This window comes from Fulverythrobacter ferritrahens, assembly GCF_020539485.1.
Classification (GTDB): Bacteria; Pseudomonadota; Alphaproteobacteria; order Sphingomonadales; family Sphingomonadaceae; genus Andeanibacterium; species Andeanibacterium ferritrahens.
In genome coordinates this window covers 335,305-349,645 of sequence record NZ_JACDXU010000002.1, presented here as the reverse complement: position 1 = coordinate 349,645, position 14,341 = coordinate 335,305, and the positions used below count along the sequence as shown (strand labels likewise).

Genomic DNA, 14,341 nt, shown 5'->3' with positions numbered 1-14,341 from the left:
CCGGCTTCGTACTGTTTGAGGACCGGCCCGGTGATCGACTATTTCGCGATTGGCCTGACGCATGGATTGATTGCGCTCGCCGCGTGGCGATTGCTGTCGCGCCCCGATCTCGATGACGATGCCGCCGATCCTGCCGCGCCGCGCCGCAGGTCATGGCGCCGGAACAAGCCCCCAGCGCCGGAGGCTGACGCTTCCGATGCTTGACGCTTTCCTGTTCCTGTTCGTGATGGGGCTGCTTGCGCTCGGCCTGCGCAAGCCGTTCATCTGGGTGCTGGCCTATCTCTATATCGATATCGTCGCGCCGCAGAAGATCGGCTGGACCTTCATGCAGCTGCTGCCCTTCTCGCTGATCGCCTTCGTCGCTGCCTTTGCGGGCTGGCTGCTGGCCGACAGCAAGGAGGGCAGCCGCTTCACGTTCCGCCAGGGGCTGATCCTGGTTCTGCTGATCTATTGCGGTGTCACCACGCTGACGGCGGATTTCCCCAAGGAGGCGCTGGAGAAATGGGGCTGGGTGTGGAAAGCGATGGTCTTCGCGATCTTCCTGCCACTGACCCTGCGCACGAAACTGAGGATCGAGGCGGCGGCGCTGGTGATGGTCCTTTCCGTCGGGGCGATCATCATCTCGGGCGGGATCAAGACATTGCTGGGCGGCGGCGGCTATGGCGAGCTCTATTTCTTCGTCAACGACAATACCGGGCTATATGAAAGCTCGATCATTTCCTGCGTGGCCATCGCGATCATCCCGCTGGTCCTGTGGCTCGCGAAATATGGCACGGTCTATCCCACCGACTTGCGGGTGAAGCTGGTTGCCGCCGGGCTGATCTTCGCCGCCCTGCTGATCCCCGTGGGGACAGAGGCGCGCACCGGCTTGCTGTGTATCGGCGTGCTGGCGGTGCTGATGCTGCGCAGCGTGAAGCGCCGGTTCCTCTACATGGCGCTGGGCGGCGTGGCCTTGCTGATGGCGGTCCCCTTCCTGCCGCAAAGCTTCACCGAGCGGATGAGCACTATCGAGAAGCATGAGGGTGACGAATCCGCCTCCACCCGCGTGGCGGTGTGGATGTGGACGCTCGATTACGTGAAGGACCATCCCTTCGGCGGCGGGTTCGATGCCTATCGTTCCAACAGCTTTACCTACAAGACGCGGGTGACGCTCGACATGGGCAGCGGTATCACCCAGACCGAGACGCAGGACGTGACCGACAAGGCGCGTGCCTATCACTCCAGCTATTTCGAGATGCTTGGCGAACAGGGCTGGCCCGGTTTCATCCTGTGGATCTGGCTGCATGCGCTGGGCCTGTGGCAGATGGAATTGCTGCGGCGGCGCTATATCCGGCGGGCCAGGCTCGATCCCCGGCAGGAAGATGCCTGGAAGGCGCCGCTGGCAACGGCACTGCAACAGGCGCAGATCGTCTATCTGGTGGGCTCGCTGTTCGTCGGGATTGCCTTCCAGCCCTTCATCCTGATGCTGATCGGGCTGCAATGCGCGCTCTGGTCCTACCTCAACCGGGTTGATTCGCCGGCAAAGAAGCGCATCGGGCGGGCCCGGCGCGCTGCCCCGCCGCCGGGGAGCGCGGATGCCGTAGCGGCAGAGGCTGGCGCGTTGCACTAAGCCGCGCAATGGGCCATGAATCCCGTAATTCCGGCACTAACGGAGAGGCGCAGGATATGACCCCCCAGGATTTCGCAGCCAAGGTCGGCGAGACTATCGGCACTTCCGAATGGCTGCTGGTCGATCAGGAAATGATCGACAAATTCGCCGATGCCACCGGCGATCACCAGTTCATCCATGTGAACCCGCAAATGGCGGCGATGACGCCCTTTGGCGGCACGATTGCCCACGGCTTCCTCACCCTTTCGCTGATCCCCGTGCTGACCGAGAAGAGCGACATCCAGAAGCCCGAAGGGCTGAAGATGGCGCTCAATTATGGCGGCAACCGCGTGCGCTTTCTCCAGCCAGTCCGCTCAGGCAAGAAAGTGCGCGCCCATTTCAAGCTGGTCGGCATGGCGGAAAAGCGCCCGGGCCAGTGGGAGCAGACGGTAGAGATTACGCTGGAAATCGAAGGCGAAACCAAGCCCGGCTATGTCGCCGAATGGATCAGCCTGCTGTTTTTCTGAGTAATCCAGAACCTGAGTTCTCCCGTCATGCTGAACTTGTTTCAGCATCCATCGTGCCCTGACGAGCCGATTGCGCGGGAGGAGGAATGGGCCCTGAAACGAGTTCAGGGTGACATTCCCGAGATGATGAGAGGAAATCCAAATGCGTGATGCAGTCATCGTTTCCACCGCCCGCACCGCCATCGGCCGTGCCTATAAGGGCGCCTTCAACGCTACGCAGGGGCCCACCCTTGGCAGCCATTCGCTGAAGGCCGCGGTCGAGCGGGCCGGGGTGGACGGCGCGGAGGTCGAGGATGTGGTGTGGGGCAGCGCCCTGCCGCAGGGCAGCCAGACGCCCAATATCGCCCGCCTCGTCGCCCTGCGCGCGGGCCTGCCCGTCACCGTTGCGGGCATGAGCGTGGACCGGCAATGCGCCTCGGGCATGATGGCCATTGCCACTGCCGCCAGGCAGGTGATGTATGACGGCATGGATATCGTGGCTGCCGGCGGGCAGGAATCGATCAGCACGGTGCAGACCAAGGAACTGCGCGTGGCCTTCGACATGGAACTGATCGCCATGCACAACGCCACATACATGCCGATGCTGCAAACTGCGGAAGTGGTGGCCAAGCGCTATGGCATCAGCCGCGAGGCACAGGATGCCTATGCCCTGCAATCCCAGCAGCGCACCGCCGCCGCGCAGGCCGCGGGCAAGTTCGATGCCGAGATCGTGCCCGTCACTGCCACCATGGCCGTGGCGAACAAGGAAACGGGCGAGATCACCAAGCATGAAGTGACTATTGCCAAGGATGAAGGCAACCGGCCCGAAACGACGCTGGAAGGCCTTGCCTCGCTCAATCCGGTGGTGCCCGGCGGGGTGATCACCGCAGGCAATGCCAGCCAGCTTTCGGACGGCTCCAGCGCCGTGGTGGTGATGGAAAGCTCGCTTGCCGAAAAGCGCGGGCTCCAGCCGCTGGGCCGCTATGTCGGTATGGCAGTGGCCGGCACGGAGCCTGACGAAATGGGCATCGGCCCCGTCTTCGCCGTGCCCAGGCTGCTGGAACGCCACGGCCTAAAGATGGACGATATCGGGCTGTGGGAACTCAACGAGGCCTTTGCCGTGCAGGTCCTCTATTGCCGCGACCGGCTGGGCATTCCGAACGAGCTGCTCAACGTCAATGGCGGCGCGATTTCCATCGGCCATCCCTATGGCATGACGGGCGCGCGCTGCACCGGCCACGCCCTGATCGAAGGCAAGCGCCGGGGCGCGAAATATGTCGTGGTGACGATGTGCGTCGGCGGCGGCATGGGCGCGGCCGGGCTGTTCGAGGTATTCTGACGCAGGTTATGACGGGGGCCGAAGTTTACGCGAAACGGCCCCCGAAACCCTGTGGCCTATTCCGGATATTTGAATTTATTTTCAAAGATTTATTCTGAAATCCCGGCTCGAAGAATGTGACTTTTCGCGCGGGGGCTTTCGTCACGCCGGTTTTGCGAACGGAAATGCCGACGATGGGAAGGAGCCACCGGCACTCTAGCGAGCAGGGGTGATGTAGGAAAATCGGATAAGCGCTGTCACCCCGGCACAAGGCCGGGGTGACGCGGAAGAGGGTCACGCCACCGCGTGCAGCTTCGATCCCCTCGCGCCCGGATTGGCGCGCATCCATTCCTCCACCACCGGGGCGATGCGGGTACGCCACTTGCTGCCGTTGAAGATGCCGTAATGGCCGACATCCGGCGCAAGGTGATAGAGCTTCTTCGCCTCGGGCAGATTATGCGCCAGATCCAGCGCGGCCTTGGTCTGGCCGATGCCGGAAATATCGTCACGCTCACCCTCGATCGCCAGCAGCGCCGTGTCGCGGATCGCGCCCAGATCGATCAGCTTGCCGCGATGGACGAACTTGCCCCTGGGCAGCGAATGTTCCTTGAACACATGCTCCACCGTCTGGAGATAGAATTCCGCCGTCAGGTCGCAGACGGAGAGATATTCGTCATAGAAGGCCTTGTGCGAAGCCGCCCCATCGCCATCGCCTTCGATCAGATGATTGAAATATTGGTAATGGCTCATCAGGTGGCTGCCCAGATTCATTGCGATGAAGCCGGAAAGCTGCAGGAAGCCGGGATAGACCTGCCGCCCCGCGCCGGGATAGGAAACGGGCACGGTGGCGATCACATGGTTGCGGAACCAGCTGAGCGGCCGCTCGGTCGCCACGTCATTCACGCTGGTGGGCGATGCGCGCGTGTCGATCGGGCCGCCCATCATGGTCAGGCTGGCCGGACGGCAGGGATGGTCCTGTGCGCCCATGATCGCCGTTGCGGCATAGGCCGGCACCGAAGGCTGGCACACCGCCATCACATGGGTATCGGGGCCAAGATAGGTCAGGAATTCGATCAGATAGTCGATATAATCGTCGAGGTCGAAATGGCCCTTGTGCATCGGCACCATCTTCGCATCGGCCCAGTCCGTGACATAGACGTCCTGATTTTCCACCATCCGCGCCACCGTGCCGCGCAGTAGCGTGGCGTAATGGCCGCTCATCGGGGCGACTATCAGCAGGCGCGGCGCATCTTCAGGCAGGCCGTCACGGCGGAAATGCTTGAGGTTGCCAAAGGGTTTGTGGAGCACCACGCTTTCATTCACGGGCCATTCCTGCCCATCCGCCTGAACGGGGGCGAGATGCCATTCCGGCTTGCCGCGCGGGGCATAGGCATGGGCGAACACTTCCAGCGCGCTGGCCATCACCGGCGCGGCACCGGCATAGCCGAGCGGATTTGCGGGGTTGGAGAGAAATTCGGCCCAGACGGAAGCCCAGCTGCTGGCGCCTGACAGCATGGCGCGCTGAATTTCGTAAGTGTGATAAAGCAAGCGACGATCCCCTTTGGGCCGACTCCGACGGGCCTGAAGCGGCCCTTTCGGCCTATGTGGTCCTTTTCGTTTCATTGTGCAATGCAGCAAGACCCGACCGCGCCGAAGCGAGCGGCCTCCTGCCCTTTTCCGCGTCATTCCGCTTCATTCCGCCGCCGCTTTCGGCTAGGCGCCCCGCATGGCACGCGCACCCCGGAACCGGCCCGATGTAGAACCCGCAAAATCGCTCGGCCCGCTGGGCATGATCTGGCAGGCAGCCATGCGCTATCCCACGCAGGTCGCGCTGTCGCTGCTTGCGCTGACGGTTACGGCTGCGGCTACTCTGGCGATCCCGGCGGGCTTCCGCCTGATCATCGACCGGGGCTTTGCCGAAGGCGGCAATCCGGAAGATATCGCGCGCTGGTTCCGCTATCTGTTCATGATCGTCCTGGTGCTGGCCGTCGGTACGGGCTGCCGCTTCTATTTCGTCAGCTGGCTGGGCGAACGGGTGATCGCGGATATCCGCAAGGCCGTTCAGGCCAATTTGCTGCGCCTTTCGCCGGGCTTCTTCGAGGAGAACAGCCCGAAGGAAATCTCCTCGCGCATGACGGCGGATACTGCCCAGATCGAACAGGTGGTGGGCACCACTGTCTCGGTCGCCCTGCGCAACCTCATCACTGTGCTCGGCGGGGTGGGCTACCTGTTCTACCTCGCGCCGCAGCTCACCCTGATGCTGGTGGTGGCGGTGCCGGTGGTGGTGCTGCCCATCGTGTGGTTCGGGCGGCGGCTGCGCAAGATCTCGCGCGAGAGCCAGGACCGCGTTGCTGACGTCGGCGCGATGACCACCGAAGTGCTGGGCGCGATGAAGATCGTGCAGGGCTTCAATCAGGAAGGGCGCGAGGCCGGGCGCTTCGCCGCGATTGTGGAGCGGACCTTCGACACCGCGCGCCGCCGCATCCTGCTGCGTTCGATCATGACCGCCATCGTCATCCTGTTCATCTTCGGATCGATCACCACCCTGATGTGGCGCGGTGCGATCCAGGTGGCCGAAGGTATCCTCAGCGGCGGTACCATCGCGGCCTTCGTGCTGACCGGCGCACTGGTGGCGGGCGCTTTCGGTTCGCTGACCGAAGTCTATGGCGATCTGCTGCGCGGTGCCGGCGCGGCCAGCCGCCTCAACGAACTGCTCAAGGAAAAGCCCGCCATCGCCCCGCCCGCCCGCCCGCTGGAACTGCCGGTTCCGCCGCGCGGCAGCCTGGCCTTCCAGAGCGTGACCTTCCGTTATCCCACAAGGCCCGAAGTGGCGGCGGTGCAGGATTTCGACCTGACGATCGAGCCGGGGGAGACAGTGGCCATCGTCGGCCCATCCGGCGCGGGCAAATCCAGCCTGTTCCAGCTGGCGGAGCGGTTCTACGATCCGCAGGCGGGCACGATCCGGCTGGACGGCGTGCCGCTGACCAGCGTTGACCCGGCGGAAATCCGCCGCCGCATGGCGCTGGTGCCGCAGGAAGGCACCCTGTTTGCCGCCAGCGCGCGCGACAATCTGCGCTATGGCGCGTGGGATGCGAGCGAGGATGCGATCTGGGAAGCGGCCCGCGCGGCCAATGCGGAAGAATTCCTGAAATCCCTGCCGCAGGGCCTGGATACCTATCTGGGCGAAGGCGGGGCACGCCTTTCGGGCGGCCAGCGTCAGCGCGTGGCGATTGCCCGCGCGCTGCTGCGCGATGCCCCGATCCTGCTGCTGGATGAAGCGACCAGCGCGCTCGACGCGGAAAGCGAACGGCTGGTGCAGCAGGCGCTTGAGCGGCTGATGGAGCACCGCACCACGCTGGTTATCGCCCATCGCCTTGCCACAGTGCGCGCGGCGGACCGGATCGTGGTGATGGATGGCGGCCGCATCGTGGAACAGGGCACCCATGCCCAATTGACCTCGGCGGGCGGGCTCTATGCGCGCCTCGCCTCGCTCCAGTTTGACGATGTGGCGGTAGCAGGGGCGAAATAGCACTTTCAGGGGCTTGCATCGGGCCGGGTTTTTCGACCAAGTAACAAGTGCAACCGATTAACGGCGGCACCTTGCTGCCCGATGCCGTTATGGCATTGCCATGTTCCCCAGCGGAGTCTGCCGCCCCCTTGGCCGGCTCCGATCTGCCAAAGGGTTTTAGATGATCCGTTCCCTGATCCTTGCAGGCGCCTCTGCCGCGGCGCTTGCAGTTTCCGCCCCCGCTCTTGCCGCCTCCGCCGCTTCCGGCCCCATGCTGGAAACGCTGGAGCACGGCGTTGAAGCCTCCGCCGCTACAGAAGGCAGCGCCGCGCCGGAAATGACCTTCGGCACATGGGGCTTCGATCCCACCACGCTCGACAAGACAGTGAAGCCGGGCGACGATTTCTTCGCTTACGTCAACGGCAAGTGGGTGAACGAAAACCCCATCCCGCCAGAATATACCCGCTATGGCGCGTTCAACTATCTCGACGAAAAGTCGAAGACCGATGTGAAGGCCCTGATCGACGAGCTGGTTGCGAAGAAGCAGAAGCCCGGATCGGGCGAGCAGCGCATCGTCGATGCCTATAATGCCTATCTCGATACCGCCGCGATCGACGCCAAGGGCCTTGCGCCCGCCTATCCCTATCTCACGCGTATCTTCCAGGCGAAGGACCTGACCGAGCTGAACCAGCTCTTCGCCCTGCCCGGCTATCCGGGTCTGGTGGGCGCGGGCATCGCGATCGATGACAAGGACCCGGATGCCTATATCCCCTCCATGGGGTTCAACGGCATGGGCCTGCCGGATCGCGACATGTATCTGGTGGACAGCGAGAAGAACCGCGAGATCCAGGCCAAGTACAAGGATTACCTCGCATGGATGCTGGGCAAGGCCGGCTATGCCGATCCGAAGCCCGCAGCCGAGGCGGTCTATGCCTTCGAACATAAGGTGGCGGAGATCGAATGGGCGCGCACGGCGCTGCGCAACAGCGACATCACCTATCACAAGCTGAGCCGTGCGGAGCTGGAAGCGCTGGTGCCGGAATATCCGCTGGCCACGCTGCTCGATGCCTCGGGGCTGGGCAAGGCTGAATATTTCCTCGCGCCGCAGATCCCGCCCTCGCAGGAAACGGCGCAGAAGCTGGGCCTGACGCAGGATCAGCTGGCCGAGATCGGCGGCGGCCTGCCCGCCATGATGAAGCTGCTGACGCAGACCCCGCTGCCCACGCTCAAGGCCTTCATGGCGGTGCGCTTCCTCGCCAGCCATGCCGATGTGCTGCCCAGCGAGATCGATCAGGCTAATTTCGATTTCTACGGCAAGGTGCTGAACGGCGCGCAGGAACAGCGCCCGCGCTGGAAACGCGCGATCGAGGCCACCGAGGCGCAACTGGGCGAAGTGCTGGGCAAGGCCTATGCCGAGCGGTATTTCCCCGCCGCCAGCAAGACGGCGATGCAGGAACTGGTGGCCAACCTGCGCAAGGCGCTGGGCCAGAGCCTGGAAGAAAACAGCTGGATGAGCGCCGAAACCAAGGTGCAGGCCGAAGCCAAGCTGGACAGTTTCTTCCCCAAGATCGGCTATCCCGACAAGTTCGAGACCTACGAAGGTCTGGCGATCAGCCCCGGCGACCCGCTGGGCAACGAAATCGCCTCCACCGGCTGGCAGTGGAAGAAGGACCTTTCGCGCCTCGGCAATCCGCCGGATCGCGGCGAATGGTTCATGCTGCCGCAAACGGTGAACGCCTATTACAACCCCTCTTTCAACGAGATCGTCTTCCCGGCCGCGATCCTGCAGCAGCCCTTCTTCGGGGCGGGTACGGATATGGCCGTCAATTACGGCGCAATCGGCGGCGTGATCGGCCATGAAATGGGCCATGGCTTTGACGATCAGGGGTCGAAATACGATGCCAAGGGCCGCCTGGAAGACTGGTGGACCGAAGCCGACCGCAAGGCCTTCGACACGAAGGGCGACAAGCTGGCGGCGCAGTACGATGCCTTCTGTCCGCTCGACGAGGGCAAGACCTGCGTCAATGGCCGCCTGACCCTGGGCGAGAATATCGGCGACCTTTCTGGCCTCAGCCTGGCCTATCGCGCCTACAAGATGTCGCTGGGCGGCAAGGAGGACAAGGTGATCGACGGGTTGACCGGCGACCAGCGCTTCTTCCTTGGCTGGGCACAGGCATGGCGTTCCACCAGCCGGCCCGAACGGCTGCGCCAGCAGATGCTGACCGATCCGCATTCGCCCGAGAAGTTCCGGGTGAACGGCCCGCTGCGCAATGTGGATGCCTGGTACAAGGCGTTCGACGTGAAGCCGGGCGACAAGCTGTATCTGCCGCCGGAAGAACGCGTCCACATCTGGTAAGCGCCTTTTCGCCATCGCGGGCTGCCGCAAGAATGCAGCCGCCCGCGATGGCCATGAAAACACGCGGAGAATCGGGTGGCTGGGCTCACCGCACTTGACTTGCCCGGTCCAGCCGCCATCACCGCGAATATATGGACCTGACCCTTACCGCGATCCTCCTCGGCATTGTCGAGGGCCTCACCGAATTCGTGCCCGTGTCATCCACCGGGCACCTCATCCTCGCCACCGAGCTGTTCGGCTATGACGCGCACCAATGGGCGATGTTCAATGTCGTGATCCAGCTCGGTGCGATCCTGGCGGTAGTGGTCCAGTATTGGCGCACCTTCTGGAGCGCGGGAATCGGCATGTTCCGGCTGGAGCGGGGCAGCCTGCTGTTCGTGCGCAACATCCTGGCCGCCTTCCTGCCTTCCGCGATCCTCGGCCTGCTGCTGAAGGACTATATCGACGTGCTGCTGGGCAGCCCTTCGGTGGTGGCATGGGCCCTGATCCTGGGCGGCATCGCGATTCTGATGATCGAGAAGAACGCCCATCCCGGCCCCGAACAGGGCGTGGCGGAACTGCCGCTCAAGCAGGCGCTGGGCGTAGGGCTGGCGCAATGTCTTGCGATGGTGCCGGGCGTAAGCCGTTCCGGCGCGACGATCATGGGCGCATTGGCCATGGGCATCGGCCGCAAGACCGCTGCGGAACTTTCCTTCTTCCTCGCCGTGCCGACCATGGTGGGCGCTTCCACGCTGGAATTGCTGGGCGGCCATGAAGAGATCGCGCAGGGCGTAGCCACCGTCGGGTGGGACGAGATCGCGATTGGCTTCATCGTCAGCTTCGTGGTCGCGCTGATCGTGATCCGGGCCTTCATCGCCTATGTCAGCCGCCGCGGCTTCTCGCCCTTCGGCTGGTATCGCATCGTGCTGGGCGCGGTGGCGGTCGCCTGGCTGGCCCTGCGCTGAGGGGGCTGATGGGGGGCACTGAGCGAGGCTGCGCCAGCCTTCCGGTGCCGCACCTAAATTGCTGCTGACAGCGCACCTGTTTCGGGGCAGTCTGCGGCCATGGGAAAGTTGAAGGGCAAGGAATACGAAAAGCTGCTCGCGCCGATGCAGCTTGAACTCCTGACCATGGCGCAATGGGCCAAGACCACCGGCGCAAGGGTGCTGGTGCTGTTCGAAGGGCGCGACACTTCGGGCAAGAGCGGCGTGATCCACGCGATCAGTGCCCCGCTCAACCCGCGCCAGTACCGCATCGTGGCCCTGCCCAAGCCAAGCGAGCAGGAAGCGGGCCAGTGGTACTTCCAGCGCTATGTCGAACATCTGCCCAGCGCGGGGGAAATCGTGCTGTTCGATCGCAGCTGGTATAATCGCGCGGGCGTGGAGAGGGTCATGGGCTTTGCCAGCCAACAGCAGGTGAACGCCTTTCTCCGACAGGTTCCCATCTTCGAGAAGCAGCTGGTGGATGATGGCATCGTGCTGTTCAAATATTGGCTGACCACGGATCAGGCCGAACAGGAAGAACGGCTGGCGGAACGCTATGACGATCCGCTCAAGCGCTGGAAACTCTCACCGATCGACCTCGTCGCGCGGGAAAAATACATCGCCTACACCGCTGCCCGCGAAGAGATGCTGGCGGCCAGTCACACCGATTATGCGCCCTGGACGCTGGTGGATTTCAACGATCAGAAGCGCGGGCGCCTGACCCTGATCCGCAATCTGCTGGACCGGCTGCCCGATATTGCGGTGGAACAGCCCGATTTCGTGCTGAAACCGCTGGAATATGCCCCGGCCGAGGAATATTTCAGCGTGATCAAGCCGCTGCCGCCCTATCGAGGGTAAGGGTCGCCAGCGCCCCCTTGTTTTGTCAGAAAAGCTCATACTCCATAAACAAGCTTCACCCCTGACAGGCAGCCTCGGCCTTCATCACCTGTCGCCCGTCCGCGGCGAAAGCGCCCAGTTCCAGTGCATCGCGCGGGCCGCGCAGGGCCAGTACCAGCCCCTCATCGACAATCGCCGGGCTGGTGCCGCGAAAGGCGAAGCGCGCCAAACGGTTCTCGCCGCATTTGCGCGCGGCCAGCCGCAGCAGCAGCGTGGCGGTGAGCGGGCCATGCACCACCGGACCGCGATAATTTTCCACATTGCGCACGTAATCGGCATCGTAATGGATGCGGTGCGTGTTGAAGGTCAGCGCGGAATAGCGGAACAGCAGCGGCATGGTGGGCACCATGCGCTCCACCGCGTCCCATTCGCCTGCATCGAAGCGCGTATCGCCCAGCGGCGGGGGGGCCGGCGGCATGCCCGGCGGAGGCGCGTCGCGATAGACCAGCGTCTGCTGCTCGCTCACGGCCAGGACGCTATCGGCACGGGTTTCGTGGTTAACCGTAACGAAGGTCAGCTTGCCGCTGCCGCCGTGCTTTTCCTCGATCGCCTCGATCCGGCTGATGCGCTCGATCCAGGCGCTGACCGGGATCGGGGCATGGAAAGTGATGTCGCTGCCCGCCCACATGCGCCGCGCGGCCTGAACGGGGCGCTGGAAGCTGCCGGGCGACCCATCGGAGGCGGGATGACCATCTGGGCCCAGCCGCGCCGTGGGGGTTTCGGGCACGCACAGGCACCAGTGAATGCCCTGCGGCATAGGTCCGTCCTCACGCGGGGTGAGGTTCAGCGTCGCCAGCCAGCGATGCGCCAGCGGCACGCTCAGCCGGTCGGTCTGGCGCTCTTCGCGGCCGATCCATTCATTCGTGTCAGCCATGATCTAGTCTGCCCCGCTCCCGCCCGGCGAGGGAGCTTCCTGATGCGCGGGGGTTTGCGTGGCGGCAGGCGCCTGCGCCCCTTCTTCCAGCGCGGCATCGGGCAGGCGGCGCTGCTCGATCATCTCGGCCGCCTCATCCAGCGCACGAGCCTCCGCCACCGTAACCCCGCCGGGGCCCGGATCGGTGTCGTTCGGGCCGCAGGCTGCCAGCAGCAGGGCCGGGGATACCGCCAGAGCGGCGCGCAACAGGGTGGCAAAGGGGGCGGAATGGCGCATGGCCGGATCATAGTGCATTTCAGGTAAAGAAAAAGCGGACGCAAACCCTTAGGCCGCGCCCGCCTTTCAAACTGGCCGGGCCTCCACCGGGGAGGCCCTGCTTCAATTCGTACTTCAGTTGGTCTTCGCGCCGGTGCTTTCGGCGGCGGCAGCTTCGGCCTCCACATCGGCCACAGCGTCAGCGGCGGCATTGCCGGCAGCTTCGGCGGCAGTGGTGGCATCGTCGGCCGGAGCGGCATCTTCAGTGGCCTGTGCATCGGCGGTGGGCAGCGCCCCGGCATTTTCAGCCCCGGTCATCGCTTCATCTGCGGGCACTTCGACATCGTCGGCCATGGCATCGGTGGAGGCATCGTCAGAGCTGCCGCACGCGGACAGGGTCAGGGCGACGGCCGATGCCAGGGCGATCTGTACAAGCTTCTTCATGAGTACTCTCTTCCAATCGGGAAATGGCCGGGGGCGGCAAGGCGCGCTCCCCTGCCGCAAGCCTAGCCATGGTGCGCTGCGATGCAAACCGCAATTTTCCCCCCGGCGAATCCGTTTGACGCGAATCCGGCGCGAAAATATGATATCACAATTATATCATTCAGGGGAGATTCGCAGATGTCGGATTCCAATCGGGGCATGACGGTCAGCCGGGAAATGCCGGCCAGCACCTTCAACGGCTACACCATGTTGCTGATCATGCTGGGGCTTACCGCCATCGGCGGATGGTGCATCGCGGCACTGAAGGGCGGTGCGGACCCGGTTCTGGTCCTGCCGCTGGCGCTTTGCATCCTGTTCTTCGTGCTGGTCCTGGCCGGTTTCTACATGGTGCAGCCCAACCAGGCCTATGTCATCACGCAGTTCGGCGCCTATCGCGGCACGGACCGGACGCAGGGCCTGCGCTGGGTATGGTTCTGGCAGGGGCGCCGCAAGATCAATGTGCGCGCGCATAACGTCCATTCGGAACGGGTGAAGATCAACGATCTGCGCGGCAATCCCATCGAAGTTGCGTGCAACGTGGTGTGGCGCGTGCAGGATACGGCGCAGGCCAGTTTCGACGTGGACGATTATCGCGAATTCGTGAACATCCAGATCGAGGCGGGGCTGCGCACCGTGGGTGCACGCCACCCCTATGACGATATGAGCGATGACGACAAGACGACCCTGCGCGGCAGCGCGGACGTGATCAGTTCCGAATTGCAGGCCGAACTCAATGATCGGCTGAAAGTGGCGGGCATCATCGTGGACGAGGCTGGCCTCACTCATCTGGCCTATGCGCCCGAAATCGCCGGGGCGATGCTGCGCCGCCAGCAGGCCGAGGCTGTGATCGCCGCGCGCACCAAGCTGGTGATGGGCGCGGTGGGCATGGTGGAGGATGCACTGGTGAAGCTGGCCGAGGACGGCATCGTCGACCTGGATGACGAGCGCAAGGCCGCCATGGTCTCCAACCTGATGGTCGTTCTCTGCGGCGACCGGGAGGCTCAGCCGGTCGTCAATACGGGCACGCTTTATCAGTAACTGAACCATGGCCGGCCCAGCGAAGAAAGCATTCCCCCTGCGGCTCGATCCGGCGCTTCATGCCGCGATCGAGCGCATGGCCGCGCAGGATCTGCGTTCGGTCAATGCCGAGGTAGAAATGCTGCTGCGCGAGGCGCTGGCCCGGCGCGGGGTGAAGGTTGCGACAGGCGAACAGCCGCGCCGGGGCCGTCCGCCCAAGGATGTGACGCAAGAGAGGGAGTAATCGGATGCTGCACAAGTTCCTTGAACCCGGCGACTGGTTTGCGCCGAGGAAATATGGCTACGGCGCGGGCATGCCCATCGCCTGGCAGGGCTGGGTGCTGATGGCCGCCTATACGCTGGTGGTATTGGGCGCCTTGCTCGCCACCAGCACCGGGGATTCGGTGGCCATCATCACATCCACTGCCGTGGTCCTCGGCGCCACGGTGGTGCTGCTGATGATCGCACGCAAGCGAACGCGGGGCGGGTGGAAATGGCGTTCCGGCAAGGAGGACGACGATGCGCCGAAGGGCGGCGGCCAAGGTGCGCGCCAACGGCCCAAGGGGCAACGCTGAAA

Annotated in this window: 15 protein-coding genes; 11 read left to right on the top strand and 4 right to left on the bottom strand. The window is 64.0% G+C overall.

Features of this window, described 5'->3' with window-relative positions:
- Window positions 1-30 precede the first annotated feature (30 nt).
- The 4 genes from H0274_RS09830 (at window position 31) to H0274_RS09815 (ending at window position 3,433) form a co-directional block, all read left to right on the top strand.
- Window positions 31-204 (top strand): hypothetical protein, encoded by a 174-nt coding sequence (locus H0274_RS09830; protein WP_226795136.1) that lies wholly within the window; start codon window positions 31-33, stop codon window positions 202-204.
- Window positions 197-1,609, top strand: a complete 1,413-nt coding sequence (locus H0274_RS09825; RefSeq protein ID WP_226795134.1) for a putative O-glycosylation ligase, exosortase A system-associated — start codon at window positions 197-199, stop codon at window positions 1,607-1,609. The genes H0274_RS09830 and H0274_RS09825 overlap by 8 nt, the downstream gene beginning before the upstream one ends.
- Before the next feature lie 56 nt (window positions 1,610-1,665).
- Complete coding sequence (locus H0274_RS09820; protein ID WP_226795699.1) at window positions 1,666-2,115, top strand: MaoC family dehydratase; 450 nt, start codon at window positions 1,666-1,668, stop codon at window positions 2,113-2,115.
- Window positions 2,116-2,257: 142 nt separating this feature from the next.
- Window positions 2,258-3,433, top strand: coding sequence for an acetyl-CoA C-acyltransferase (locus H0274_RS09815; RefSeq protein WP_226795132.1), 1,176 nt, complete (start codon window positions 2,258-2,260; stop codon window positions 3,431-3,433).
- 273 nt (window positions 3,434-3,706) lie between these two features.
- Here H0274_RS09815 and H0274_RS09810 read toward each other — a convergent pair whose 3' ends face one another.
- Complete coding sequence (locus H0274_RS09810) at window positions 3,707-4,960, bottom strand: polyhydroxyalkanoate depolymerase (RefSeq protein WP_226795130.1); 1,254 nt, start codon at window positions 4,958-4,960, stop codon at window positions 3,707-3,709.
- A 178-nt stretch (window positions 4,961-5,138) separates the two neighbouring features.
- Here H0274_RS09810 and H0274_RS09805 point away from each other — a divergent pair, with 178 nt between their 5' ends.
- The 4 genes from H0274_RS09805 (at window position 5,139) to ppk2 (ending at window position 11,096) form a co-directional block, all read left to right on the top strand.
- Window positions 5,139-6,941 carry an ABC transporter transmembrane domain-containing protein gene (locus H0274_RS09805; RefSeq protein WP_226795128.1) on the top strand — a complete coding sequence of 601 codons (1,803 nt, stop codon included), beginning with the start codon at window positions 5,139-5,141 and terminating at the stop codon, window positions 6,939-6,941.
- A 160-nt stretch (window positions 6,942-7,101) separates the two neighbouring features.
- A complete protein-coding gene (locus H0274_RS09800) occupies window positions 7,102-9,276 on the top strand; it encodes a M13 family metallopeptidase (RefSeq protein WP_226795126.1) in 2,175 nt (724 codons plus the stop codon).
- A gap of 131 nt (window positions 9,277-9,407) precedes the next feature.
- Window positions 9,408-10,220 (top strand): undecaprenyl-diphosphate phosphatase, encoded by an 813-nt coding sequence (locus H0274_RS09795; RefSeq protein WP_226795124.1) that lies wholly within the window; start codon window positions 9,408-9,410, stop codon window positions 10,218-10,220.
- A gap of 99 nt (window positions 10,221-10,319) precedes the next feature.
- Complete coding sequence (gene ppk2, locus H0274_RS09790) at window positions 10,320-11,096, top strand: polyphosphate kinase 2 (RefSeq protein ID WP_226795123.1); 777 nt, start codon at window positions 10,320-10,322, stop codon at window positions 11,094-11,096.
- A gap of 55 nt (window positions 11,097-11,151) precedes the next feature.
- On the opposite strand, the gene H0274_RS09785 is transcribed toward ppk2, so the two are convergent.
- From H0274_RS09785 to H0274_RS09775, 3 genes are all read right to left on the bottom strand, one after another.
- A complete protein-coding gene (locus H0274_RS09785; RefSeq protein ID WP_226795121.1) occupies window positions 11,152-12,009 on the bottom strand; it encodes an HTD2 family dehydratase in 858 nt (285 codons plus the stop codon).
- Window positions 12,010-12,012: 3 nt separating this feature from the next.
- A complete protein-coding gene (locus tag H0274_RS09780) occupies window positions 12,013-12,303 on the bottom strand; it encodes a hypothetical protein (RefSeq protein ID WP_226795119.1) in 291 nt (96 codons plus the stop codon).
- A 96-nt stretch (window positions 12,304-12,399) separates the two neighbouring features.
- Window positions 12,400-12,708 (bottom strand): hypothetical protein, encoded by a 309-nt coding sequence (locus H0274_RS09775; protein WP_226795117.1) that lies wholly within the window; start codon window positions 12,706-12,708, stop codon window positions 12,400-12,402.
- Window positions 12,709-12,885: 177 nt separating this feature from the next.
- Here H0274_RS09775 and H0274_RS09770 point away from each other — a divergent pair, with 177 nt between their 5' ends.
- Genes H0274_RS09770 through H0274_RS09760 form a run of 3 tightly spaced genes read left to right on the top strand, consistent with a single transcriptional unit; the run spans window position 12,886 to window position 14,339 of the window.
- Window positions 12,886-13,785 carry an SPFH domain-containing protein gene (locus tag H0274_RS09770; protein WP_226795115.1) on the top strand — a complete coding sequence of 300 codons (900 nt, stop codon included), beginning with the start codon at window positions 12,886-12,888 and terminating at the stop codon, window positions 13,783-13,785.
- Between the two features lie 7 nt (window positions 13,786-13,792).
- Window positions 13,793-14,008: a type II toxin-antitoxin system antitoxin gene (locus H0274_RS09765; protein WP_226795113.1), complete on the top strand. Its 216-nt coding sequence runs from the start codon at window positions 13,793-13,795 to the stop codon at window positions 14,006-14,008.
- A 4-nt stretch (window positions 14,009-14,012) separates the two neighbouring features.
- On the top strand, window positions 14,013-14,339 hold the full coding sequence (locus H0274_RS09760; protein ID WP_226795111.1) for a hypothetical protein: 327 nt from the start codon (window positions 14,013-14,015) through the stop codon (window positions 14,337-14,339).
- Window positions 14,340-14,341: the final 2 nt, after the last annotated feature.

Bases quoted from the DNA above. Each gene is read 5' to 3' on its own strand.
- H0274_RS09825 (WP_226795134.1), top strand. From the start codon at position 197: ATGCTTGACGCTTTCCTGTTCCTGTTCGTGATGGGGCTGCTTGCGCTC.
- H0274_RS09820 (WP_226795699.1), top strand. From the start codon at position 1,666: ATGACCCCCCAGGATTTCGCAGCCAAGGTCGGCGAGACTATCGGCACT.
- H0274_RS09815 (WP_226795132.1), top strand. From the start codon at position 2,258: ATGCGTGATGCAGTCATCGTTTCCACCGCCCGCACCGCCATCGGCCGT.
- H0274_RS09805 (WP_226795128.1), top strand. From the start codon at position 5,139: ATGGCACGCGCACCCCGGAACCGGCCCGATGTAGAACCCGCAAAATCG.
- H0274_RS09800 (WP_226795126.1), top strand. From the start codon at position 7,102: ATGATCCGTTCCCTGATCCTTGCAGGCGCCTCTGCCGCGGCGCTTGCA.
- H0274_RS09795 (WP_226795124.1), top strand. From the start codon at position 9,408: ATGGACCTGACCCTTACCGCGATCCTCCTCGGCATTGTCGAGGGCCTC.
- ppk2 (WP_226795123.1), top strand. From the start codon at position 10,320: ATGGGAAAGTTGAAGGGCAAGGAATACGAAAAGCTGCTCGCGCCGATG.
- H0274_RS09785 (WP_226795121.1), bottom strand. From the start codon at position 12,009: ATGGCTGACACGAATGAATGGATCGGCCGCGAAGAGCGCCAGACCGAC.
- H0274_RS09780 (WP_226795119.1), bottom strand. From the start codon at position 12,303: ATGCACTATGATCCGGCCATGCGCCATTCCGCCCCCTTTGCCACCCTG.
- H0274_RS09775 (WP_226795117.1), bottom strand. From the start codon at position 12,708: ATGAAGAAGCTTGTACAGATCGCCCTGGCATCGGCCGTCGCCCTGACC.
- H0274_RS09770 (WP_226795115.1), top strand. From the start codon at position 12,886: ATGTCGGATTCCAATCGGGGCATGACGGTCAGCCGGGAAATGCCGGCC.
- H0274_RS09765 (WP_226795113.1), top strand. From the start codon at position 13,793: ATGGCCGGCCCAGCGAAGAAAGCATTCCCCCTGCGGCTCGATCCGGCG.
- H0274_RS09760 (WP_226795111.1), top strand. From the start codon at position 14,013: ATGCTGCACAAGTTCCTTGAACCCGGCGACTGGTTTGCGCCGAGGAAA.